The following is a 23,849-nucleotide window of genomic DNA, read 5'->3' as shown; positions in this document are numbered from 1 at the left end:
GTCAGTCGTCCTCGTCACCGTCGAAGAACGGCTCCATCTGCGCCACGATCACCGCGTTCTCGGCCAGCGCCCGATCCATCAGAGCGGCTTCCTCGGCGTCGATCTCATGGCCCTGCGCGCGCCGCTCCTCCGCGGTGCCGTAGCCCGTGACATCCAGCGGCGCGAGCCCGGCCTGCTTCAGCACGGTAACGGTTTCGCGCACCGCCTCGGCCTCGTCCACGCCCGAGGCATAACACATCAGCCCCGCCCCCGTGGCGCCCTCGGGCAGCCCGTCGTCAGGCTTGCGCCCGACCTCGACGAGCAGGGTATAGATTTGGTGCGGGCGTTTGGGTTTGTCAGTCACGCAGAAGCTCGTTGATGCCGGTCTTGGACCGGGTCTGTGCGTCCACCCGTTTCACGATCACCGCGCAGTAAAGGTTGACGCCGCCCTTGGACGGCATGGACCCTGCCACGACCACCGAATAAGGCGGCACCTCGCCATACATCACCTCGCCGGTTTCGCGGTCGACGATCCTGGTCGACTTGCCGATGAACACGCCCATGCCGAGCACCGAGCCCTCGCGCACGATGCAGCCCTCGACCACCTCGGAGCGGGCGCCGATGAAGCAGTTGTCCTCGATGATGGTGGGGCCGGCCTGCATCGGCTCCAGCACGCCTCCGATGCCCACACCGCCCGACAGGTGCACGTTCTTGCCGATCTGCGCGCAGGATCCGACCGTCGCCCAGGTGTCGACCATCGTGCCCTCGTCCACATAGGCCCCGAGATTGACGAAACAGGGCATCAGCACCACGCCCTTGCCGATATGGGCCGAGCGGCGCACCACGCAGTTCGGCACCGCACGGAAGCCCGCGGCCTTCCACTGCGCCTCGCCCCAATGGGCGAACTTGCTGTCGACCTTGTCCCACCAGGTGCCGCCCTGCGGCCCGCCGGTCTGCACGCCCATGTCCTGCAACCGGAAGCCCAGCAGCACCGCCTTCTTGGCCCATTGGTTGACATGCCAGCGCCCGTCCGCCTGGCGCACGGCCACCCGCAGCGTGCCCTGGTCCAGCGCATGCAGCGTCGTCTCGACGGCGTCGCGAACCTCGCCCCTGGTGGCGGGGGTGATCGTGTCGCGCGCTTCCCATGCGGCTTCGATGGCGGCTTCGAGCTGGACGTCGGACATGGAATTCCCCCGGAAAGATGGCTGGTTTAACTGGACATCAGGCTATAGAGGCTAGACTTGCCCGGCGCAATCCAAGCCCGATGAGAAGCCCATGCAAGACGACAGCCGACGCCCGTTCCGCGACGCCCAGGAGGATGTCGAAGCAATCCGCGAGGTTCCCGATACCCCGCAGACCCGCGCCCCGGCCTATCGGCTTGCCTTTGCCGATCCCGAATTCCTGTGGCGCGACGAACTGCGCCCGGTGCGGCTGCAACTCGAACTGATGAAGCCCGAACTGGTGATGAAGGAATTCGGCATCGACAGCACGATCGTGCTGTTCGGCTCGGCCCGCATCCCCGAGCCCGCGCGCCGGGGCGAGGCCGCGACCGAAACGCTGGCCGACTACACGCGCTATTATGACGAGGCGCGGAAATTCGCCCGGCTGATCACCGAGAAGAGCCAGCGCAACGGCAAGCATCACGTCATCGTCACAGGCGGCGGCCCCGGCATCATGGAGGCGGGCAATCGCGGGGCGGCCGAGGCGGGCGGCGTGTCGATCGGGCTGAACATCGTGCTGCCCCATGAACAGGCGCCCAACCCCTATGTCACCCCCGATCTGTGCTTCAACTTCCACTATTTCGGCATCCGCAAGATGCATTTCCTGCTGCGCGCCGCCGCCATCGCAATCTTCCCGGGCGGCTTCGGCACGCTTGACGAGATGTTCGAGGCGCTGACGCTGATCCAGACGGAACGCATGGATCCCGTGCCCTTCCTGCTGTTCGGCCGGGCGTTCTGGGAAAAGGTCATCAACTGGGAGGCCCTGGCCGAGGCGGGCACGATCTCGCGCGCCGATCTCGACCTGTTCACCTTTGTCGAAACCGCCGAGGAGGCGCTCGCCGTGATCGAGCGCTGGACCCCGAAGGGCTGACCGCACCCTTCTTCTTGGCCCAAATACCCCCGCGCGGCCGCAAGGCCGCGCCACGCCCAACGCAGGGCAAGCGGGGCGCAAGCCCCGGGCGGCCCGGGGGCGGGAGTGCCCCGGTGTGTCGGAACAGCGTCAGTGCAGGTCGGGCGCGTCCGGGCGGCGCACGACGCGTTCGGGCTGGGGCAGGCCGGCCTCGGCGGCGATCTCGAAGCGGCTCTTCCGCGCGCGCTCGGTCGCCGACTTCAACTGCCCGCAGGCCGCCATGATGTCCTCGCCCCGCGGCGTTCGGATGGGGCTTGCATAGCCAGCCTTGTGCACGATGTCGGCAAAGGCCTCGATCCGGTCCCAGTCGGACCGCTGATAGGGTGCGCCGGGCCATTCGTTGAACGGGATCAGGTTGATCTTTGCGGGAATCCCCGCGATCAGCCTGACCAGCCGGCGCGCATCCGCATCGCTGTCGTTCACGCCCTTCAGCATCACGTATTCAAAGGTGATCCGTTCGGAATTCGACAGTTTCGGATAGGCCCGGAGCGCGTCAAGCAGTTGCGCCAGCGGGTATTTTCGGTTGATCGGCACCAGCTGGTTGCGCAATTCGTCGGTCGTGGCGTGCAGCGACACCGCCAGCAGGCAGCCGATCTCGGTGCCTGCACGCGCGATCTCGGGCACGATGCCGCTGGTCGACAGCGTGATGCGGCGGCGGCTCAGCGAAATGCCCTCGTTATCCATCGCGATCTTCATCGCGTCCCGAACCGCCTCGAAATTGTAAAGCGGCTCGCCCATCCCCATCAGCACGAGGTTCGAGATCAGCCGCGTCTCGTCCTTGGGCGCGCGGCCCGGCTCCGGCCATTCGCCCAGGTCGTCGCGGGCCAGCATGATCTGGCCGACGATCTCGGCCGCGGTCAGGTTGCGCACCAGCCGTTGCGTGCCGGTATGGCAGAAGGTGCAGGTCAGCGTGCAGCCCACCTGGGACGAAATGCAGAGCGTGCCGCGCGAGTCTTCCGGGATATAGACCACCTCGACCTCGTGGCCGCCCGCGATCCGGACGAGGTATTTCCGCGTGCCGTCGGCCGAAACGGTGCGTGTGACCAGTTCGGGCAGTTCGATCGCGAAATGTCCGGCCAGCAGCGCGCGGTAGTCCTTGGCAAGGTTGGTCATCGCGTCGAAGCTGCGCACGCCCTTGTGGTAGATCCATTGCCAAAGCTGGTTCTCGCGCATCTTCGCCTGCGCCTCGGGCGTGCCCGCCGCGACAAGGGCGGCCCGCAGCTGGGGCCGGGTCAGGCCCACCAGGTTAAGGCGCGCGGCCTCGGGTGGCTTGCGCGGAATCGGCAGCACCTCGGGCGTGATCGGCGGGCTCGCGGTCATCTTGCGCGTCTCCATCGGGCGGGGTGCTCCTTATATGGGATCGGCCCGAAAAAGAAAACATCCCGCAGGCGGCAGGGCCGCGTGCGGGACATCCGTTACCGGCCCCGGGCCGGGGTCAGTTGCCGGCGCAGCGGCGCTCGGCCTCCTCCATCGCGGCGGTAAAGCCCATCAGCGAGAAAGTATCCTTGGTCGTCGTACCGCGGGACGACCGCGCCGTCACCACCGCCTCGGCGCCGCGCTTCATCGCGGCGAGCAGCCGGGCATCTTCCTCCTTGGAAGCAGGCCACGCCCACTGGTTCTCGGTGAACAGTTCATAGGTCTCGTCGCCAATCCGGACCGAGACGGTCGAGCCATCTGCGAAAGGATAGCCGCCGGTGAACGACACCTCTCCCGCGGCACCGGCGCCGGGCCGGAAAGTCACGAACAGACGGATATCGCCACGATTCACCGCGACCACCCGCCCGTCACGGGTGTTCACCGTCTCCTTGGGCGGCGAGACGCCCCAGCATTCGCGCGGGTTCGTCTCGACGAAGACGTTCCAGTCGGTCTTGACCGCGACATTGTTGGTCGATTCCTGCTGTGCCTGGGCAGCCAATGCCCATAGCGCCGTCAATCCGCCCGCAAGGGCCGTTCGCATGAGGGAGTTCATCGTCGATACAGGCCTCCAGCCGTGTTTGCCTCTCTGTCCGCCGGACCGGCCCCTCGGTCAGCCGTTTCTCCGTTGGCGGGACGGTTTGCAACTCGATAGGCGCAACCTACCGTAGGCGCGCAGCGATGTGAAATCCCTCATCGCACAAAATCGCGTGGGCTTGAAGGGGAGGCGGATCATGGCCGAAGCGGTGGAGATGGTCGATCTGTGGCGCGGCGGCATGGTCGAGTCGCGGCATCGCGGGCATGCGGTGATCTGCGACGGCGCGGGCGCGGTTCTTGAGGCCTGGGGCGACCCGGGCGCGGTGATCTATCCGCGCTCATCGGTGAAAATGATCCAGGCGCTGCCGCTGGTCGAAAGCGGCGCGGCCGAGGCGGCAGGGCTGGACGATGCGGACCTGGCGCTGGCCTGCGCCTCGCATGAGGGGGCGCCGGTCCATGTGGCCCGCATCGCGGCCTGGCTTGACCGGCTGGGCCTGTCCGAGGCCGACCTGCGTTGCGGCGCGCAGCCCAGCCGCGACAGCGCGGAACGCAAGCGGATGCTGATCGCGGGCGAGGCGCCAAGCCAGTTGCACAACAACTGCTCGGGCAAGCATGCGGGGTTCCTGACGCTGGCGCGTCATCTGGGGGCGGGGGGCGATTACAACTATACCGGCCATCCGGTGCAACGCGCCATCCGCGCCGCGTTCGAGGACGTGACGGGGCAGGCGAGCCCATGCTTCGGGATCGACGGCTGTTCCGCGCCGAATTTCGCGACGACCATGCATGGCCTTGGCCGCGCCATGGCATTCTTTGCGACCGCCCGGCCCGATGCCGCCACCCCCCGCGTCCGCGCCGCCGCGCGGCTGACAGGGGCGATGCTGGCCCATCCCGATCTGGTGGCGGGCGAGGGCCGGGCCTGCACCGAGTTGATGCGCGCCGTGGATGGCCGCGTCGCGGTCAAGACCGGGGCCGAGGGGGTCTTTGTCGCGATCCTGCCCGAGCGGGGCCTTGGCATCGCGGTCAAGATCGAGGACGGCGCCACCCGCGCGGCCGAGGCGGCGATCGCGGGGCTGTTGATCCGGCTGGGCGTGCTCGACCCCGAACACCCGGCCACGCGCGGGCGGCTGGGCGGGCCGATCCGGAACTGGCGCGGGATCGTGACAGGGGAAATCCGGCTTGCCCCGGGTTTCGGCTGAAGTCTCTCTTGCCTTCGGGCCGGGGTCGGTTCCAGATTGGGGCGCGAGCCGGGCGAGGAGGCCATGAGCGAAACCCTGATCGAGCGCCGCGCCCGGCTGATGGGGCCGAACGTGCCCACCTTCCACGCCGAGCCGGTGCATCTGGTGCGTAGCGAGGGCGTTTGGCTGTGGGATGCCGAGGGGCGGCGCTATCTGGACGCCTATAACAACGTCCCCCATGTCGGCCATTGCCACCCCCGCGTGGTCGAGGCGATTGCCAGGCAGGCCGCGACGCTGAACACCCATACGCGCTATCTGCATACGGCCATCCTGGACTATATCGAGCGGTTGATCGCGACGCTGGGCCATGGGCTGAGCCAGGCGATCATGGTCTGCACCGGGTCCGAGGCGAATGACGTGGCGCTGCGCATGGCGCAGGCGGCCACCGGCGCGCGCGGGCTGATCGCGACCGACAACACCTATCATGGCAACACCGCCGCGGTCAGCCAGCTTTCGACGCGCCGCCCCCCCATCGGTGGCTATCCCGCCCATGTCCGCCTTGTCCCCGCCCCCGAAAGCCTGACCCCGCTGGGCGGCAGCCCCGAGGCGCAGGCCGCTGCCTTTGCCGCCAATGTCGCCCGTGCCATCGCCGAGTTCGAGGAGACGGGCCAGGGCTTTGCCGGGTTCATGCTGTGTCCGTTCTTCGCGAACGAGGGGTTCCCGACGCTGCCCCGCGGGTTTCTGGATCCCACGGTCGCGGTGATCCGGCGCGCGGGGGGGCTGATCCTGGCCGACGAGGTGCAGCCGGGTTTCGGGCGGCTGGGCGATGCGTTCTGGGGCCATGAGCGGCTGGGGTTTGCGCCCGATGTTGTGACGCTGGGCAAGCCGATGGCGAACGGCCATCCGGTCGGCGCGGTGGTGACGCGGCCCGACATCATGGCCGATTTCCGCACCGCGTTCGGCTATTTCAACACCTTCGGCGGCAACCCGGTCTCGGCCGCGGCGGCGCTGGCCACGCTTGATGTGCTGGAGGAGGAGGGGCTGGTCGCGAATGCGCGGGATGTCGGGGCGCACATGCTGTCCCGGCTGCGCGCGCTGCGCCATCCGCTTCTGGCAGAGATACGCGGCGCGGGGCTGTTCCTGGGGGCCGAATTCGTCCACCCGGACGGCTCCCCCGCCACCGGTTTCGCCGAACGGCTGGTCGAGGGGCTGCGCCAGCGCGGGATCCTGACGGGCCGGATCGGGCGGCACATGAACACGCTGAAGATCCGCCCCCCCTTGCCCTTCTCGCGCGAGAATGCCGATCTTCTGGTCGAGACGCTCGACGACCTGCTGGCCCGGACGGAGGAACCCGCATGACCGATGCCGAAGCCCTGATGCTGGCCCGGGAGGCCACGGCCCACTGGACCGGCTGCGCCGATCTGCGCCCGATCTCGCATCGCGAGAACGCGGTCTTTGCGGTGGACCTGCCCGATGCCTGTCGGGGGGTACTGCGGCTGCACCGTCGCGGCTATCAGACCGAGGAGGCGATCCGCTCGGAACTTTGGTGGATGGACGCGCTGGCCGAGGCGGGGCTGGGCGTGCCGCGGCCCCAGCGCACCGTGGATGGCGCGCTGATGGCGCAGCTTGCCGACGGGCGCATCGCCTCGGTGCTGAGCTGGGTCGAGGGACGGCCCATCGGCACGGGCGGCGAGCCGCTTGACGGCACGCCCGACGAGCAGATGCGCCGCTATGCCAGCGTCGGCCGGGCCATCGCGCAGCTGCATGTCGCCACCGACCGGATCACGCTGCCACCCTGGTTCAGCCGACCGCATTGGGACATCGACGGCCTGCTGGGGGCCGCGCCCTTCTGGGGCCGGTTCTGGGATCATCCCGCCGCCAGCGAGGCCGAGGCGCTTCTGCTGCAAGAGGCCCGCCGCTATGCCCGCGAGCGGTTGTCGGACCATGCCGCACAGGGCGCCGACCAGGGGCTGATCCATGCCGATCTGTTGCGCGAGAACATCCTGCATGACGGCCATCATGCAAGGCTGATCGACTTCGACGACAGCGGTTTCGGCTTCCGGCTTTACGATCTGGGCACGGCACTGGCGCAGAACCTCGAGGAACCGGCGCTGGACCAGATCGCGACCGGGCTGATCGAGGGCTATGCCACGCATCGTCCGCTGACCGATGACGATCTTGCGATGCTGCCGGTCTTCGTGATGCTGCGCACGCTGGCCTCGGTCGGCTGGACGATGCCGCGCCTTGCGCCCGGCGATCCGCGCATCCGCGCCTATCTCAACCGCGCGGTGCGCACCGCCCATGCCGTGCTCGAAGGGTTGACGCTGTTCCGCGTCGCATAGCCGACCGCGCGGGCTCAGGCGCCCTCTGCGGGGCGGAACAGCAGGCTTACGCCGTTGATGCAATGGCGCTTGCCGGTGGGGGGCGGGCCATCGTCGAAGATATGGCCCAGATGGCTGCCGCAGCGGCGGCAATGAACCTCGGTGCGCAGCATGAGGAACTTGCGATCAGGCTTGGTTCCGACCGCGTCGGGCAACGCCTGCCAGAAGCTGGGCCAGCCGGTGCCGCTGTCGAACTTGGTCGCGGCATCATAAAGCGGCAATTCGCATCCCCGGCAGTGATAGAGACCGGGGCGTTTCTCGTCGTTGAGCGGGCTGGTGAAGGCGCGTTCGGTGCCCTCCTGCCGCATCACGCGGTATTCCAGATCATCGAGCATCGCGCGCCATTCGGCCTCGCTGCGGGTGATCTCGAACGTGCTGGCGCGAGCGGCGCGGGATGTCAGCGCAAATGCTGCGCCGCCCAGAAGGATGCTGCGTCGGTTCATTGCGGGTCTCCTTTTCCGGGATCATAGGCGCAGGAGGCCGCGTGCGCATCTCACGATCCCGCGCGGCCCCGCGCTTCGAGCCAGCGGTCCAGTTCGGCGACGAAATCCTCGCCGCGGCGTTCGAAATTGTCATACTGGTCGAAACTGGCCGCAGCGGGCGCAAGCAGGACGACATCGCCCGGTTCGGCCTCGGCGGCGGCGCGGGCGACGGCGGTTGCCATCGTCGTGCAGATCTCGTGCGGGATGTCGCGCAGATGAAGCGCAAAGGCCGCCGCCTCGCGCCCGATCACATAGGCCTTGGCGACATTGCCCAGATGCGGCGCAAGCTCGGCCAGCCCGCCCTCTTTCTCGAGTCCGCCACAGATCCAGCGGATGCGCGCAAAGGCGGCCAGCGCACGCGCGGCCGAGGCGGCGTTGGTGGCCTTGGAATCGTTGACGAAACGCACCCCCCCCGCCTCGGCCACAAGCTGGCTGCGATGCGGCAGACCGGCGAAATCGTGGAAGGCGCGCTCGATCTCCCTTGGCGCGATGCCAAGGCAGCGGGCGGCGGCATAGGCGGCGCAGGCGTTCTGGTGGTTATGCGCGCCGGGCAGGCCGGGGATAGCGCGCAGGTCGATGCTGGCCACCTGTCGGCCCTTGCGCCATTCCGCCAGAAACCCCTTGCGCGCAAAGACCGCCCAGCCCGGTCCGGTCAGCTTGTCCGCCGCCGAGATGCGGATCACCCGGTCGTCGGCTGGCCCCTCGGCCATCTGGTTGGCCAGAAACCGCCCCTCGTCCTCGTCCACGCCGATGATCGCCCGGTCCGGCCCGCCCTCGGCGAACAGGCGCCGCTTGGCGGCAAAATACCCCCCCGGCCCGCCATGGCGGTCCAGATGGTCGGGCGAAAGGTTGGTGAACACCGCGATGTCGGGCGTCAGCGCACGGGCAAGTTCCGTCTGGTAGGAGGACAGCTCGAGCACCACGACGCCGCCCTCGCCCGGCGGGTCCATGTCCAGCACGCCGCGTCCGATATTGCCCGCAAGCTGGCTGTCGCGACCCGCCGCGCTCAGCACATGATGGATCAGCGCCGAGGTGGTGGACTTGCCGTTCGAGCCGGTCACCGCGATCACGCGCGGCGGGCTGTCGAATCCCTCCCACTCCTCGGTGGCGAGCGAGCGGAAAAAGAGGCCGATATCGTTGTCGACCGGCACCCCGGCCGCCCAGGCGGCGGCGACAACGGGATTGGGCAGGGGGTAGAGGTGGGGGATACCCGGGCTAAGGATCAGCGCGGCGGCACCCCCCAGTGCGCCCGGACGCGTCAGGTCGACGGGGGGGAACCCCTCGGCCATTGCGGCGGCGCGGGCGGCCTCGTTGTCGTCCCAGACCAGCACCTCGGCCCCGCCCGCCCGCAGCGCCCGCGCCGCCGACAGGCCTGACCGCCCCAGCCCCAGAACGGCGACCCGCGCCCCGTCAAACCCGCGCACCGGAATCATGCCCCACCCCTTTCAAAGGTGGGCGGAGAATGCCCATCGAGAAGCGCCGGATGCAAGACGGCCCGGCCCGCGCCAGGCGTGTTCCCGGCTGCCCCGACGCTCAGACCAGGTAGTGCCAGCCGATCATCAGCGGCGGCATCGCCACGGCGGTCAGCGCGAACAGGAAGCCCGCCGTGCGGTTGCCGCCCATCCGCCGCACCGCGCCGCTGATCGCCGGGGCGACCACGATCGCGGCCAGCGTGATCGGCAGGACGCGATCGAAGATCGGCGCGCAATTCTGCGGATTGGCGAAATTCTCGATGCAATAGGGCACGATCTGGTTCGAGAAGACCACGACCAGCGCGATCAGGTAGCCGATGAAGGCCACGACCGCATAGGGCGGCACGCCGTCCCATTGCTTGAGCGTGACATCGGGGGTCACCGCATGAAGCCGCGGCGAAGCCCAGAACGCGCGCCTGTCGCGTTTGGGGCTGGGCCGGACTTCCCGGACGAATTCCTCGTCCACGATCTTGTATTCCATGCTCTCGTCCTCCTGTTCCCTCGGGCTCAGCGCACCTTGAGGGTCGCCAGCCCGATCAGCGCGAGGATCAGGCTGATGATCCAGAACCGTATCACGATCTGGGGTTCCGCCCAGCCCTTCTTCTCGAAGTGATGGTGGATGGGTGCCATCAGGAACACACGTTTGCCGGTCGCCTTGAAGTAGCCGACCTGGATGATGACCGACAGCGCCTCGACCACGAAAAGCCCGCCAACAATGGCCAGAACGATCTCGTGCTTGGTGGCAACCGCGATCGCACCCAGCGCGCCGCCCAGCGCAAGCGAGCCGGTATCGCCCATGAACACCGCCGCCGGTGGGGCATTATACCACAGGAACCCCAGCCCCGCGCCGATCAACCCGGCGCAGAAGATCAGGATCTCCCCGGTGCCGGGGACGTAGTGGACATCGAGATAGGTGGTGAAATCGACGCGGCCCACGGCATAGGCAATCACGCCCAGCGCCGCGGCGGCGATCATCACCGGCATGATTGCCAGCCCGTCCAGCCCGTCGGTCAGGTTCACCGCATTCGCCGCGCCCACGATCACGATCATCGAGAAGGGAACGAAAAGGATACCCAGATTGAACAGAGCATTCTTGAAGACCGGCACCGCAAGCTGGTTGGTCAGCGCCTCGGGATGCACGCTCGCCGCCCAGTATCCGGCGATCGCAGCGATCAGCAGCCCCAGCCCGAAGCGCACCCGGCCGGGCACGCCCTTGACGTTGTTCTTCGACACCTTGGCATAGTCGTCGGCAAAGCCGATGGCCCCGAAGCACAGGGTCACGAACAGCACCATCCAGATATGGGGGTTGTCGAGCCGCGCCCACAGAAGCGTCGAAACGATCAGCCCGCCAAGGATAAGCACGCCCCCCATGGTCGGGGTGCCCGCCTTGGTTTCCAGATGGCTGGCCGGGCCGTCCGCGCGGATCGGCTGGCCGTTCCTCTGGCGCTTGCGCAACAGGTTGATCAGCGGCCGACCGAACAGGAAGCCGAACAGCAGCGCGGTGAAGAAGGCCGCGCCGGCACGGAAGGTGATGTAGCGGAAGAGGTTGAACGCGCCGCCCCCGTCGGAAAGATCGGCCAGCCAGAAGAGCATTACTCAAGGTCCTCGTCGGTTTCGGGGAGCGCTTGGCCCAGTTTGCCCAGCGCGTCAACGACGATCGAGACGCGGCTGCCCTTGGAGCCCTTGACCAGCACGACATCGCCCGCATCGACCAGTGCGTGTATCCGGGCTGCCAGCGGTTCGGCCTCGTCGAACCATTGGCCGCGGTGCTTCAACGGCAACGCGAAATAGAGCGCGCGCATTCGCGGTCCGACGCAATGCACCAGATCGACGCGGGCCATGGCGGGCAGATCGGCCAGGCCCGCATGCAGCGCCTGTTCCTGCTCGCCAAGCTCCAGCATGTCGCCGAGGATCGCGATGCGGCGGCCCCGGGCCACGCGCCCCACCCCGTCGCGCGGCGCGGCGGCGGCCAGCACCTCGAGCGCGGCCGCCATCGAGGCAGGATTGGCATTGAACGCGTCGTCGATCACCTCGATCGCGATATCGCGGTCGATCGGGTCAAGCGCGATCCTGAGCCGTGCGCCGCGCCCGTCGGGCGGCAGCCATCTGCCCAGATCGCAGGCCGCCACCGCGCGGTCGATGCCCAGCGCCTCGGCCACGGCTAGCACGCCCAACGCGTTCATCGCGAAATGCCGACCCGGCGCGCGGATCTTGAACAAGAGCTTCTCGCCCTGCGCCTTTGCCTCGACCACCGTCGAGTCCGGATGAAGCTGCGCCTTCAGCAGCCTGAATTCGGAAGATTTCGTTGCGCCGAAGGTGAGCTTTCCGACGGAGCGGGCGGCGCTTTCCAGGATCGGGCTTACGTCCAGATCGTCGGGAAAGACCGCGATGCCGCCCGGCTCCAGCCCCTCGAAGATCGCCGCCTTCTCGCGCGCGATGCCTGCCAGATCGTCGAAGGCGGCCAGATGGGCGGGGGCGACCGTGGTGATCAGCGCAACATGCGGCCGCGCCATGCGGGCCAGCGGCGCGATCTCGCCGGGATGGTTCATGCCGATCTCGATCACCGCGAAATCGGCCTCTTCGGGCAAGCGCGCCAGCGTCAGCGGCACGCCCCAATGGTTGTTGAAGCTCGCCTCGGCGGCGTGAACCCGGCCCTGCCCGGCAAGGACGGCGCGCAGCATCTCCTTGGTCGAGGTCTTGCCGACCGAGCCCGTCACCGCCACGACCCGCGCCCGCGCCCGCGCCCGCCCCGCCTGCCCCAGCGCGATCAGCGCCTCCAGCACATCGGGCACGATCAGGAGCGGCGCGTCGGGGGCAAGGCCCTGGGGGATGCGCGACACCATCGCCGCTGCCGCCCCCCGTGCCAGCGCGTCGGCAACGAAATCATGCCCGTCGCGCTGGTCGGTCAGCGCGACGAACAGATCGCCGGGGGCAAGGCTGCGGGTGTCGATCGACACGCCCGTTGCACGCCAGTCGCAGGTGGCCTGCCCGCCGGTCGCGGCGGCGGCGTCGGCAGCCGTCCAGAGCGCGCTCATGCCAGCCGCCCGTCAAGTGCGGCGACCGCCACGCTGGCCTGTTCGGCATCGTCGAAGGGGAACACATCGTCGCCGACGATCTGGCCGGTCTCATGCCCCTTGCCCGCGATCAGCAGCGCGTCGCCCGGTTCCAGCGCATCGACGCCGCGCAGGATCGCCTCGGCCCGGTCGCCGACCTCGATGGCATCGGGGCAAGCTTTCAGTATTTCTGCACGGATCAATGCGGGATCCTCGGATCTGGGGTTGTCGTCTGTCACATATGCAACATCGGAATGTTCGGCCGCCGCCGCGCCCATCAGCGGGCGCTTGCCCCGGTCGCGGTCGCCACCCGCACCAAAGACGATGACGATACGACCCATCACATGCGGGCGCAGCGCCTTGAGCGCGGTGGCGATGGCGTCGGGGGTGTGGGCGTAATCGACAAAGACCGCCGCGCCGTTCGCCCGCCGCGCCGCCAGTTGCATCCGCCCGCGCACGCCGACAAGATCGGGCAACGTGTCGAAGACCTGGCCCGGCTCGTCGCCACAGGCGATCGCCAGCCCCGCGGCGAGCGCGACGTTATGCGCCTGAAACCCGCCGATCAGGCCAAGCCGCACCTGCCGCGCCCGGCCCTGCCAGTCAAGCCGCACCTCCTGCCCCGTCGCATCGAAGCGTTGCGCGGCGATCCGCAAATCGGCGGCCGGGTTGGAGCCGACGGTCAGCACTTGCTGCCCGCGCGCCTCGGCGATGGCCGTCACGGACGCGCCCTTCGGATCGTCGATATTGACAACCGCCGTGCCATCCTCGGGCAGCACGCGGCCAAAGAGCCCGGCCTTGGCGGCGAAATAGGAGTCGAAGGTCTCGTGGTAATCGAGGTGGTCCTGGGTGAAATTCGTGAATCCCGCCGCGCGCAGCACCACGCCATCAAGCCGGGACTGGGCAAGGCCATGGCTTGACGCCTCCATCACGGCATGGCTGACCCCCGCCCCGGCCATCTCGGCCAGCAGGCGATGCAGCGTCAGCGCGTCGGGCGTGGTATGTGCAAGTGGCGCCTGGAACGCGCCCTCGACCCCGGTGGTGCCGAGGCTTGCGGCCTGATGGCCCAGCAGCGTCCAGATCTGGCGGGTGAACTGGGCGACCGAGGTCTTGCCATTGGTCCCGGTCACCGCGGCCATGGTGGCGGGCTGGGCCGCGAACCAGAGCGCGGCTGCCCCGGCAAAGGCGGCGCGCGGGTCTTCGACCACGATCAACGCGGCCTGACTGGCGGACAGCGCCTCGGCCGCGATCCCGGCGCCCTCGGCATCGGTCAGGATGGCCACCGCTCCCCCGGCCAGCGCCTGCGGGATGAAGGCGCCGCCATGGGCGCGGCTGCCGGGGAAGGCCGCGAACAGGAAGCCGGGGCGGACCGCGCGGCTGTCGATGGCAAGCCCCGCGATGCGCGCCTCGCGCCCGCCCCTTGCCCTGAGGCCGAGCGCGGCGAGCGATTTCTCCGAGCGGTCCGCCATGATCCCCGCGCCCATCAATTCGCGGCCAGTGTTACCCCGAAGCCCTGGGCCGTTTCAATCTCCGGCCGCAGCCCCAGCAAAGGCGCCGCGCGACGGATGATCTCGCCTGCAACCGGCGCGGCGGTCCAGCCTGCCGTTCGGCGCGGCTCCGAGCCGGAGGTGTCTTCGGGCTCGTCGAGCGTGACGACCAGCACATAGCGCGGCGCGTCGGACGGAAAGATGGCGGCGAAGGTCGCAAGCACCTTGTCCTTGTGATAGCCTCCGGTGCGCTTGGGCTTGTCCGCGGTGCCGGTCTTGCCGCCGACCGAATAGCCCTCGACATCGGCCAGGGTCGCCGTTCCGTGAGAGACGACCTCGCGCAGCATCGAACGGATCGCCGCGGATGTCTCTGCGGACACCACCCGCTCGCCCGGCTTCCCCCCACCGGCAAGCAGCGTCGGCGTCACCCGGAAGCCGCCATTGGCAAGCGTCGCATAGCCCGCGGCCAGGTGCATCGGGCTGGCCGAGAGCCCGTGGCCATAGGATATCGTCAGCATCGAGATATCGGTCCAGCGTGGCGGCAAGAGCGGCTTGCCGGTCGGCGCCTCGACCAGTTCCAGCGGCACCGTCTCCAGAAAACCGAGCCGGTCAAGAAAGGCGCGCTGTCGTTCCGCGCCGATCCGCTGGGCAAGACGCGCGGTGCCGATATTCGAGCTTTTCACCAGAACGTCGGTCACCGACAGTTCGGGGCCGTAATTACGGAAATCGCGGATGCGGTAGCGGCCCCAGACCATCGGCCCCTTTGTGTCGATAACGGTCCTCGGAGAGACGATCCCCTCTTCCAGCGCCTGCGCGATGGTGAAGGTCTTGAAGGTCGAGCCAAGCTCGTAGACCCCCTGCACCGCGCGATTGAACAGCGGGCTGTCGGACGGATCGCCCTGAGTCGGAAGGCGCGGACGTTCGTTGGGATCGAAATCGGGCAGCGAGACCATCGAGATCACCTCGCCCGTATTCACGTCCATGAGGATTGCCGTGGCACCCTTGGCATTCAGCAGCCGCATGCCGCCTGCCAGCACACGCTCGACCGCGGCCTGCACGGTCAGGTCGAGCGACAGCCGCAGCGGCGCGCCGCCATTCGCCGGGTCGCGCAGCCAGCCGTCGAAGGCCTGTTCGACGCCCGCGCGCCCCACAACCTCGGCCGAGGACACGCCCTCGCGCCCGAAGCCGGACCCGCCCAGCACATGGGCGGCCAGTCGGCCGTTGGGGTAAAGCCGCATCTCGCGCGGGCCGAACAGCAGGCCCGGATCGCCGATGTCATGCACCTTCTGCATCTGTTCGGGGCTGAGACGACGCTTGATCCACAGGAACTTGCGCTCGCCGGTGAAGTCGGCAAGCAGGCGCTGCTCGTCGAGATCGGGGAAGATCTGCGCCAGTTCCCGGGCGACGCGGGCGGGTTCGATCATGTGGGGTGGCTGGGCGTAAAGCGCGTGTGTGGCAAGGTTGGTGGCCAGGATATTGCCGTTGCGGTCCACGATATCGGCGCGCTGCGCGACGATGGCCGCGCCCGAGGCCGCGGCGCGCGGCTCGGAGGGGACCGCGGCGGCCAGCGTGCCCATGCGCACGCCCACCACCAGGAAGGCCGCGCAGAACATCACACCCAGCATCAACAACCGCCCCTCGGCGCGGCTGCGGGCGGTGTCGCGCATCCGTTCGTGGCGCAACCGCAGGTTCTCGCGCTCGATGGCGGCGGGATTCTCGCCCCGGGCGCGGGCCTCGAGGATGCGGGCGAGCGGGCGCAGCGGCGTGCGGATCATGGCTGAGACTCCAGGTCCTCATCGGCAAGGAGGCTGCCCAGAAGCTCGATCGGGATCACGATCTCGGGCAGTTCGAAGGTCGGATAGGCCACCTGGTCGATGGCGGCGAATTGCTCGGGCGCAAGCGGCAGCAGTTCCAGCCTCTCGAAATTCAGATTGGCCAGCGCGCGCAGCCGGTCGGGCCGGTTCAGATAGGCCCATTCGGCGTTCAGGATCGCGCGGCGTTCACGCCACAGACCGATATCGCGGTTCAGCCTCTCGACCTCGGCGATCACCTGCTGGGTGGCGTAGTTCTCGCGATAGGCCCAGACCGCCAGCCCCATCACCGCCAGCGCCGTCAGAACGTAGAAAAGACCGCGCATCTATGCCCCCTCCATGATCGCCGGCAAACCCAGTTGGGCGCGATCCACAGGCCCCGCAGGCGCGTCGGTGCGCTCGGCAACGCGCAGCTTTGCCGAACGCGCGCGCGGGTTGGCGGCAAGTTCCGCATCATCGGGTCCGACGGCCTTGCGGGTCAGGATATGAAACCGCGGCGCTTCGATCGGGATCTCGGGCGCGTGACGGCTGCCCCCGCCCGTCTGACCCGCACGCAATTGCAGGAAACGTTTGACGATCCGATCCTCGAGCGAATGGAAGGTCACGACCGCCAGCCTGCCGCCGGGTTTCAGCGCGCGTTCGGCCGCCTCTAGCCCGGCCACCAGTTCGCCCAACTCGTCGTTCACCGCGATGCGAATCGCCTGAAAACTGCGCGTCGCGGGGTGGATCTGGCCCGGCTGCGGTCGTGGCAGGCAGCGGGCGATCACCTCGGCCAGTTGCGCGGTGGTGACAAGAGGCGCGATGGCGCGGGCCGCGACGATGGCCCGCGCGATCCGGCGGGCAGCGCGTTCCTCGCCGTAATGAAACAGGATGTCGGCCAGCGTCGCCTCGGGCGCGGAATTCACCAGATCTGCCGCCGAAGGCCCGCTATCGCCCATCCGCATGTCCAGCGGGCCGTCCTTCTGGAAGGAAAAGCCCCGCTCTGCCCGGTCAATCTGCATCGAGGACACGCCGAGATCCAGCACCACGCCGTCAAGCGGTTCCCCCGCATGTTCATCGAGCCGCGAGAACGTGCCCTGCACCAGCCGCAGCCTCTCGCCATACTCGGCCGCCCATCCCTGCGCCATCTCGAACACGCTGGGGTCGCGGTCCACACCGATCACGCGATCCGCCCCGGCATCCAGCAGGCCGCGGGCATAGCCTCCTGCCCCGAAGGTCCCGTCAAGCCAGACGCCGCAGACCGGCGCGACGGCCTCGAGCAGGGGCCGCAGAAGGACGGGGATATGAGGCGGCTCTGAGGGGGCGGGGCGTTCCGCGGCGGCCATCGTTCAGACCGCCTCGGGATTGTCGAGAAGCGACAGCAGGTCGAAATCGTCCGGCTTGTCCTCGAGCCAGGCTTCGGTATCGGCCAGTTCCTCGGCCTCATAGATGTCGGGATTCCAGATCTTGAACGTGTCGCCCGAGCCGATGAAGAACGCCTCCTCGCCCAGGCCGATCTTCTCGCGCAACTTCTGCGGCAGCACGAGCCGCCCGTCGGGATCGACCTCGGTGGGCAACGACTGGCCATTGAACAGGTGTTCCAGCCTGCGCCGCGCGACCGAGCCGCGGGGCAGCGCCTCGATCTTCTCGTCAACCTCGTCGATCGCCTTTATCGAATAGCATTCCAGGAACTTGCGACGGTGATCGCCGTAGACGATCACCAGTTGCGGACGCAACCCGTCAGTCCATTCGGGATCGCAGGACTCGAGGACGCGCCGGAACTGGGCCGGAATAGACACCCTGCCCTTGGCATCCACCTTGTGGCGGCTCGAACCTCTGAACCTGCGCGCCACCGGACGTCCGCTCCTTCTCGCTCTCCGGCCAGGAACGGAAACGGCGGACCGAGCTGCTGCCACTGCCCGATCCGCCGCCCTCGTCCCGCTTCGGGATGTCCGGCTGCGCGCGCCACCTGGGGGGATGTTCTGCTCGCCCGCGCGCCGGATCTCTGTTCTTCGATGACGGCGGGCTGCCTGTATGAAACCCGTTTGCCTGTGGGGTCTTGGTGCCCCTGAAAACGTCCGCCGTCATCCGATGACCAAGGGATGTCACGGGAATTCATGGAAATCAACTGAAATCTGCGGGCAGAAGAGCCAAGCTCAGGCTGTCAGCATCGCGACGAGCAGCGCAAATCCACAGCGCGACGCGAGCGAACACCGCCTATTGCGGGAACGACACGGGATCTCTCTAAATGTTGTGCATTCTTGAGGGGCCGGATTTTTCCCGTGTTTTCCCAAGAAAACCGACGGGCTGGTTGGACGGCGCCGTAGCTACGGGGTTCTGAAGCGGATTCTGCCCTGTGGGTCGGGCGAAACCGGCCGATGATTCGCACCGGTTCGATCCGCAGGGCCGCTCAGGCCATGAAATCCCGTGGCTGGAATACCCGCAGGCAGTTCAGGCCATCCCGCCACCGATCAGGCGGGCGGCGATATGGGCATAGGCGTCGGCCAGCGGCCCCTCGCCCAGCGCCACCGGGCGGCCAGCGTCGCCCGCCAAGCGCATGTCCAGCGCCAGCGGCAGCGCCCCCAGAAGCGGCACGCCCAGTTTCTCGGCTTCGGCCGCGACGCCGCCATGGCCGAAGATATGTGCCTCATGTCCGCAATTCGGGCAGACATAGGCGGACATGTTCTCGATCAGGCCAAGGACGGGGGTGCCGAGCTTGCCGAACATGTCGATGGCCTTGCGTGCGTCGATCAGCGCCACATCCTGCGGCGTCGAGACGACAATCGCGCCGTTCAGCTTGGTGCGCTGGCAAAGCGTCAGCTGGATGTCGCCGGTGCCGGGCGGCAGATCGACCACCAGCACGTCAAGCGGCCCCCAGTTCACCTGGGTCAACAGCTGTTGCAGCGCCCCCATCAGCATCGGCCCGCGCCAGACCACCGCTTGGCCCTCCTCCATCATCAGGCCGATCGACATCATGGTAACGCCGTGGGCCACGATCGGCTCGATGGTCTTGCCATCCGGCGAGGCGGCGCGGCGGGTCACGCCCATCATACGGGGCTGCGAGGGGCCGTAGATGTCGGCATCGAGCAGGCCCACACGGCGGCCCTGCCGGGCCAGCGCAACGGCAAGGTTGCTGGCCACGGTGGACTTGCCGACTCCGCCCTTGCCCGAGGCGACGGCGAGGATGCGGTCGATGCCCGCGGGGTTTTCGGGGCCGGCCTTGGGCGTGGGATGGCGGCCGATCTTCAGCGCCTCGCCGGGCGGGGCCTTGGGGGCGGGGCCATGGGCGGTCAGCACAACCGAGGCGCGCGTCACCCCCGCCAGCGCCTCGACGGCGGCCTGGGCGGCGGCGCGCACCGGCTCCAGTTCCGCGGCCCGGTCGGGATCGGGCGCCTCGATCACGAAGCGCACGGTGTCGTCCTCGATCGACAGCGCGCGCACCATGTCGCGCGAGACCAGATCGCCGCCATCGGGCAGCGCGACTCGGGACAGGGATTCGAGGACGGCATCGCGCGTGACGGGCATGGCTGTCTTCCTTTCGGGCATTCGGGGGCCGCGGCCCCACCCCTTAACTTGTCCGGACGCGCCCGGAGGGCAAGGTCATTTTCGGCATGCCCGTTTCGTTTGCAACGGCGCGCACGATGCTCGAAATTACGTCAGCAAGACTCATGCATTTTCTGCATGGCGGCATTTCACCCGGAAACTATTGTGCATGCGCAGCATTGCCGTATCTTTGATCTCAACGGCGCGCGGCGAAAGTCGCGGTCGGGCAGACCAAGACGCCCGGCATGCCGAACACGACTTGGAAGCCCCTCCTCCTCCCTGGGTTTCCTTGTCTCGCGGCGGCACCCTCCTCCTCCCTGGTGCCGCCGCACCCTTTCGGGGCTTTCGGGTCCCAATCTATGCGGCGGGTGGTCTCCTCCTCCCTGACACCGCCGCCGACAAGAACGGCGACGCCTCTCCTCCCTGGCGTCGCCGTTTTTTTGGATCAGCAGGATCAAGGCCCGCCGGGCCGAACAGGCGCCTCTAGCAGGAGGCTGCCAGCCGTCTGGGGCGGGCGTCCGACTCGGCCGTCTCACGACATGCGCCCTGACCGCCAGCCGCGGACCCGGCACCGAAAAGGGCGCGTGCCTCATAGGCGCGCAGGATCGGCCGGGCGGCCTCGAACGGTTCGTCGTCACCGAGGGTGAAATCGAGTTCGGGAAAATGGGTGGCGATCTCGTCGCGCGCCTCGGCATCTAGGGCGCGGCGGGCGACATCGCCCAGATAGAGACTCTCGCAGACCACTCCCTCGGCCTGCACCAGTTCGTGCCGTTCGAACAGCAGATGGACATAGCGCACCACGGGCCGCTCGGCGATGGCGGCGCCACCGATCCCGGCGATGGCAAAGGCGCGCGCCGGGATGAGCACTTCGGGGGTGGCGAACAGAAGCGCCGCCATCGCCGAGCCATGCATCACGCGATGCTGCTGCGACAGCACCAGAGGCCGGTCGTTGCCAAGCGCCCCGGGCGGAAACACCACCGGTGCCATCACCCCGGTGCCCCGTGTCACGCTTTGCCCGACCCAGAGCAACATCTGCGGCCCGTGATCCACCGTTTCAACCATCATTCCAGGCGCGAGGCTGGCCGCGCGAACCGGGCCGCGCGGGGTGGCGATCAGCGTCTCGGCCTCGAAACACATTACCGGCGCGGAGAATTCCGTACCCGGATCGAGATCATAGACGTAGAATCCCGGACTCTGCCCACCCTCGAAATGATCCCAATACCATTGCTCCAGGTCGAATCCCGGCGACCAGACGACCTGGACGAGATCGCCTTTCTGGTCGGTGCCTTCGAAGACGACAGCATGGCCCGAGGCGAACGAAATCTCGTCGGAGCGGATGACCCTGGCGTCCGCGATGGTGGTATTGCCGCCCATGCCGCCAAAGCTGAGTTCGTAGACATCGTCGACCTGGAATCTGTAGGGATCCGGGTCGTCCGGCTTGGAGGTGATGACAAGGTCCTTGGTCGCATTGGGCGGGTAGTCGAAGGTCGACGTGCCCGGGCCGCCGGCATTGCTGTCGACATTGCTGCCAGTCGCGGCAGCGAATTCATTGTCTATGGCGTTGAACGTGACCATGCCTTCGGAGTCCTTCCCTCCAGAATCTCGCCCGCGACGGAGAACAAAGCGTTAACCCGATTCTTGCCGGGAAACGCTTTTTCGCTTGGATTTTCGGCAAATCCGGGGCGTTCGCGTGGCCTAGAACGGCACGTCGTCCGCGGCCCCGGCGGCGACGACGAAGCGCGCGACGACCTTCTTCTCGCCGGCCTTGTCGAAGGCGATGTCCAGCTTGTCGCCCTCGATCCCCGTCACCGTGCCATAGCCGAACTTCTGGTGAAAGACGCGGTCGCCGCTGGCGTGGGCGGCCACGGCCTCGGCGTCGATCACGAGGCCGCGGCTTTCGCGGGGCTGGCCGACGGGGCGCTGGCTGCTGCGCGCCTGCAACCGCTTCCAGCCCGGCGAGGCGTAGACATCGGCGCGGCTGGCGGCCTCTTCGATGGTGGAGCGCAGGGGCGCCGCGCCGCCGCCGTAAAGGCCGGGGGGCGTCAGCACCTCGACATGGACCTCGGGCAGTTCGTCGATGAAGCGCGAGGGCAGTTGCGACTGCCATTGCCCGTAGACGCGGCGGTTGGCGGCAAAGGAGATCGTGCACAACTCCTCGGCGCGGGTGAGGCCGACATAGGCGAGGCGGCGCTCCTCCTCCAGCCCCTTCAACCCGCTTTCGTCCATCGAGCGTTGCGAGGGGAACAGCCCGTCTTCCCATCCCGGCAGGAACACCGCGGGGAACTCCAGCCCTTTGGCGGCATGCAGCGTCATGACGGTGATCTTGGCGCCCTCAGCTTCGGTCTCGTTGTCCATGATGAGGGCGACATGTTCGAGGAAGCCCTGCAGGTTCTCGAACTCCTCCAGCGCCTTGACCAGTTCCTTGAGGTTCTCCAGCCGCGCCGGCGCCTCGGCATCCTTCGGCAGCATGGGATCGCCGCGTTCTCTCTCTTCGGCGGTCTGTGGCTTGAAAAACGAAAATGTGTAGCCGCTTTCATCAAGGATGCGCTCGGCCAGTTCGACATGGTTCACGCGGGCGTCCAGCGCGGCCCCGTGCCAGCGGCCGATCCCCTGCAAGAGCTTCTTCAGCTCGGCCGCGCCCTTGCCGCCCAAGCCGCCCGTTTCCAGCAAGAGCCGCGCGCCCTCGACCAGCGACACGCCATTGGCCCGCGCCATCTGCTGGATGCTCTGCTGCGCCTTGTCGCCAAGGCCGCGTTTCGGGGTGTTGACGATCCGCTCGAACGCGAGGTCGTCCGCGGGGCTGACGGCGAGGCGGAAATAGGCCATCGCGTCGCGGATCTCCATCCGCTCGTAGAAGCGCGGGCCGCCGATCACGCGATAGGGCAGGCCGATGGTCAGGAACCGGTCTTCGAAGGCGCGCATCTGGTGGGAGGCGCGGACGAGGATCGCCATGTCGTCAAGGGAATAGGGGCGCAACCCGCGGGTGCCCCGCGTCATCGCCTCGGCCTCCTCGCCGATCCAGCGGGCCTCTTCCTCGCCGTCCCAGTGGCCGATCAGGCGCACCTTTTCGCCCTCGTCGGCCTCGGTCCAGAGCGTCTTGCCCAGACGGCCCTTGTTGGCCGCAATCAGGCCGGAGGCGGCGGCGAGGATGTGGGGCGTGGAGCGGTAGTTCTGTTCCAGCCGGATCACCTGCGCGCCGGGGAAATCCTTTTCGAAGCGCAGGATGTTGCCCACTTCGGCGCCGCGCCAGCCATAGATCGACTGGTCGTCGTCGCCCACGCAGCAGATGTTCTTGTGCCCCCCGGCCAGCAGGCGCAGCCAGAGGTACTGGGCGACGTTGGTGTCCTGGTATTCGTCCACCAGGATATAGCGGAACCAGCGGCGATATTGGTCCAGCACGTCGTCATGGGTCTGGAAGATCGTGACCATGTGCAGCAAGAGATCGCCGAAATCGACGGCGTTCAGGGTAAGCAGGCGCTGCTGATACGCGGCATAGAGTTCAACGCCCCGGTTGTTGAAGGCCGCCGCCTCGCCCGCAGGCACGTTGTCCGGGGTCCATGCGCGGTTCTTCCAGTGGTCGATGATCCCGGCCAGTTGCCGGGCGGGCCAGCGTTTCTCGTCGATATTGGCGGCGGCGATCAACTGTTTCATCAGCCGGATCTGGTCGTCGGTGTCGAGGATCGTGAAATTGCTTTTCAGATGAAGATCATCGTTTTGGAACGACGCTTGGGTGAAACCGATTTCGGCCAGTCGCGCATTCGAATGTGGCCTGAAACCGGAACGCGGAAAGCTATCTAGGGTGACCAGTTCGGCATGGCGGCGCAGCAGTTTCACGCAGATTGCGTGGAAGGTGCCGAGCCACGGCATGCCCTCGACCGCATGGCCCATCAGACGGCCGATGCGGTCCTTCATCTCTCGGGCGGCCTTGTTGGTGAAGGTGACGGCGAGGATCTCGTTCGGCCGGGCGGCGCCCGTGTTCAGCAGATGCGCGATCCGGGCGGTCAGCGCGCGGGTCTTTCCGGTGCCCGCGCCCGCCAGCATCAGCACCGGGCCGTCCAGCGTTTCCACCGCCTGCCGTTGCGCCGGGTTCAGGCCATCCAGATAGGGCGCAGGCCGCGCCGCCAGCGCGCGCTGGCTGAGCGTCGTTCGGGCGGCGGCCTCGAAGGCGTCGGAGTCGTCGGAGTCGTCGATGGGATCCATATTGCGATCCTAGCGCGCGGACGAAGGAAGGGAAAGACGAGTTCGCATAATGTTCCCGAACGGCCCTGCGAGATTGTCCCAAGCGGACCAGCCCCCGAGTTTCGTGGCGCGCGCAATCCCAAGCCTCGCCGCGAAACACGGCGGCCCTGGACCAAGCTCCTACTTGCCAGCCCGGCGCACGACCGTATACCGATAGCACAGGCGCGCGTC

21 protein-coding genes are annotated in these 23,849 nt (G+C 67.8%); 4 read left to right on the top strand and 17 right to left on the bottom strand.

Annotated features, from left to right (window positions below; genetic code table 11):
• Position 1: 1 nt before the first annotated feature.
• Together NHN26_RS12115 and dapD are read right to left on the bottom strand one after the other, a co-directional pair.
• Positions 2-343 (bottom strand): DUF8846 family protein, encoded by a 342-nt coding sequence (locus NHN26_RS12115; protein ID WP_253089672.1) that lies wholly within the window; start codon positions 341-343, stop codon positions 2-4.
• A complete protein-coding gene (gene dapD / locus NHN26_RS12110) occupies positions 336-1,163 on the bottom strand; it encodes a 2,3,4,5-tetrahydropyridine-2,6-dicarboxylate N-succinyltransferase (protein ID WP_253089671.1) in 828 nt (275 codons plus the stop codon). Before dapD ends, NHN26_RS12115 begins: the two co-directional genes overlap by 8 nt.
• 91 nt (positions 1,164-1,254) lie before the next feature.
• Here dapD and NHN26_RS12105 point away from each other — a divergent pair, with 91 nt between their 5' ends.
• The gene (locus NHN26_RS12105; RefSeq protein WP_253089670.1) at positions 1,255-2,070 is read left to right on the top strand and encodes an LOG family protein; all 816 of its coding nucleotides are present in this window, start codon (positions 1,255-1,257) and stop codon (positions 2,068-2,070) included.
• A 129-nt stretch (positions 2,071-2,199) separates the two neighbouring features.
• Here the strand turns inward: NHN26_RS12105 and rlmN are convergent, their stop codons facing one another.
• Positions 2,200-3,429 (bottom strand): dual-specificity RNA methyltransferase RlmN, encoded by a 1,230-nt coding sequence (gene rlmN / locus NHN26_RS12100; RefSeq protein ID WP_253089690.1) that lies wholly within the window; start codon positions 3,427-3,429, stop codon positions 2,200-2,202.
• Positions 3,430-3,544: 115 nt separating this feature from the next.
• Positions 3,545-4,066, bottom strand: a complete 522-nt coding sequence (locus NHN26_RS12095; RefSeq protein ID WP_253089669.1) for an invasion associated locus B family protein — start codon at positions 4,064-4,066, stop codon at positions 3,545-3,547.
• 190 nt (positions 4,067-4,256) lie between these two features.
• Between NHN26_RS12095 and NHN26_RS12090 the strand changes: the two genes are divergently transcribed.
• The 3 genes from NHN26_RS12090 (at position 4,257) to NHN26_RS12080 (ending at position 7,576) form a co-directional block, all read left to right on the top strand.
• The gene (locus NHN26_RS12090) at positions 4,257-5,255 is read left to right on the top strand and encodes an asparaginase (protein ID WP_253089668.1); all 999 of its coding nucleotides are present in this window, start codon (positions 4,257-4,259) and stop codon (positions 5,253-5,255) included.
• Between the two features lie 63 nt (positions 5,256-5,318).
• Positions 5,319-6,593 carry an aspartate aminotransferase family protein gene (locus NHN26_RS12085; RefSeq protein ID WP_253089667.1) on the top strand — a complete coding sequence of 425 codons (1,275 nt, stop codon included), beginning with the start codon at positions 5,319-5,321 and terminating at the stop codon, positions 6,591-6,593.
• On the top strand, positions 6,590-7,576 hold the full coding sequence (locus tag NHN26_RS12080) for a phosphotransferase enzyme family protein (RefSeq protein WP_253089666.1): 987 nt from the start codon (positions 6,590-6,592) through the stop codon (positions 7,574-7,576). The genes NHN26_RS12085 and NHN26_RS12080 overlap by 4 nt, the downstream gene beginning before the upstream one ends.
• Before the next feature lie 14 nt (positions 7,577-7,590).
• On the opposite strand, the gene msrB is transcribed toward NHN26_RS12080, so the two are convergent.
• From msrB to NHN26_RS12015, 13 genes are all read right to left on the bottom strand, one after another.
• On the bottom strand, positions 7,591-8,058 hold the full coding sequence (gene msrB / locus NHN26_RS12075; protein WP_253089665.1) for a peptide-methionine (R)-S-oxide reductase MsrB: 468 nt from the start codon (positions 8,056-8,058) through the stop codon (positions 7,591-7,593).
• A gap of 50 nt (positions 8,059-8,108) precedes the next feature.
• The gene (murD, locus tag NHN26_RS12070; RefSeq protein ID WP_253089664.1) at positions 8,109-9,530 is read right to left on the bottom strand and encodes a UDP-N-acetylmuramoyl-L-alanine--D-glutamate ligase; all 1,422 of its coding nucleotides are present in this window, start codon (positions 9,528-9,530) and stop codon (positions 8,109-8,111) included.
• A 100-nt stretch (positions 9,531-9,630) separates the two neighbouring features.
• On the bottom strand, positions 9,631-10,050 hold the full coding sequence (locus NHN26_RS12065; protein ID WP_253089663.1) for a hypothetical protein: 420 nt from the start codon (positions 10,048-10,050) through the stop codon (positions 9,631-9,633).
• A gap of 26 nt (positions 10,051-10,076) precedes the next feature.
• Positions 10,077-11,162 (bottom strand): phospho-N-acetylmuramoyl-pentapeptide-transferase, encoded by a 1,086-nt coding sequence (gene mraY, locus NHN26_RS12060; protein WP_253089662.1) that lies wholly within the window; start codon positions 11,160-11,162, stop codon positions 10,077-10,079.
• Entirely contained in the window at positions 11,162-12,604 is a 1,443-nt protein-coding gene (locus NHN26_RS12055) for a UDP-N-acetylmuramoyl-tripeptide--D-alanyl-D-alanine ligase (protein ID WP_253089661.1), read from the bottom strand. Before NHN26_RS12055 ends, mraY begins: the two co-directional genes overlap by 1 nt.
• The gene (locus NHN26_RS12050; RefSeq protein WP_253089660.1) at positions 12,601-14,088 is read right to left on the bottom strand and encodes a UDP-N-acetylmuramoyl-L-alanyl-D-glutamate--2,6-diaminopimelate ligase; all 1,488 of its coding nucleotides are present in this window, start codon (positions 14,086-14,088) and stop codon (positions 12,601-12,603) included. The genes NHN26_RS12055 and NHN26_RS12050 overlap by 4 nt, the downstream gene beginning before the upstream one ends.
• Before the next feature lie 14 nt (positions 14,089-14,102).
• Positions 14,103-15,881, bottom strand: coding sequence for a peptidoglycan D,D-transpeptidase FtsI family protein (locus NHN26_RS12045; protein ID WP_253089659.1), 1,779 nt, complete (start codon positions 15,879-15,881; stop codon positions 14,103-14,105).
• Positions 15,878-16,243 (bottom strand): cell division protein FtsL, encoded by a 366-nt coding sequence (gene ftsL, locus NHN26_RS12040; protein WP_253089658.1) that lies wholly within the window; start codon positions 16,241-16,243, stop codon positions 15,878-15,880. Before ftsL ends, NHN26_RS12045 begins: the two co-directional genes overlap by 4 nt.
• Positions 16,244-17,242 carry a 16S rRNA (cytosine(1402)-N(4))-methyltransferase RsmH gene (gene rsmH, locus NHN26_RS12035; RefSeq protein WP_253089657.1) on the bottom strand — a complete coding sequence of 333 codons (999 nt, stop codon included), beginning with the start codon at positions 17,240-17,242 and terminating at the stop codon, positions 16,244-16,246. It abuts the gene before it with no gap.
• Positions 17,243-17,245: 3 nt separating this feature from the next.
• Positions 17,246-17,749, bottom strand: a complete 504-nt coding sequence (mraZ, locus tag NHN26_RS12030) for a division/cell wall cluster transcriptional repressor MraZ (RefSeq protein ID WP_253089656.1) — start codon at positions 17,747-17,749, stop codon at positions 17,246-17,248.
• Between the two features lie 598 nt (positions 17,750-18,347).
• On the bottom strand, positions 18,348-19,421 hold the full coding sequence (locus NHN26_RS12025; protein WP_253089655.1) for an Mrp/NBP35 family ATP-binding protein: 1,074 nt from the start codon (positions 19,419-19,421) through the stop codon (positions 18,348-18,350).
• A gap of 501 nt (positions 19,422-19,922) precedes the next feature.
• The gene (locus NHN26_RS12020; protein ID WP_253089654.1) at positions 19,923-21,014 is read right to left on the bottom strand and encodes a Hint domain-containing protein; all 1,092 of its coding nucleotides are present in this window, start codon (positions 21,012-21,014) and stop codon (positions 19,923-19,925) included.
• Positions 21,015-21,134: 120 nt separating this feature from the next.
• Positions 21,135-23,630, bottom strand: a complete 2,496-nt coding sequence (locus NHN26_RS12015; RefSeq protein WP_494338021.1) for an ATP-dependent helicase — start codon at positions 23,628-23,630, stop codon at positions 21,135-21,137.
• Positions 23,631-23,849: the final 219 nt, after the last annotated feature.

The sequence above is a fragment of the Rhodovulum tesquicola genome, from assembly GCF_024128855.1.
GTDB classification, from domain to species: Bacteria; Pseudomonadota; Alphaproteobacteria; order Rhodobacterales; family Rhodobacteraceae; genus Rhodovulum; species Rhodovulum tesquicola.
The sequence above is the reverse complement of the archived record's forward strand: the minus strand, read 5'-3'. Positions and strand labels throughout refer to the sequence as shown.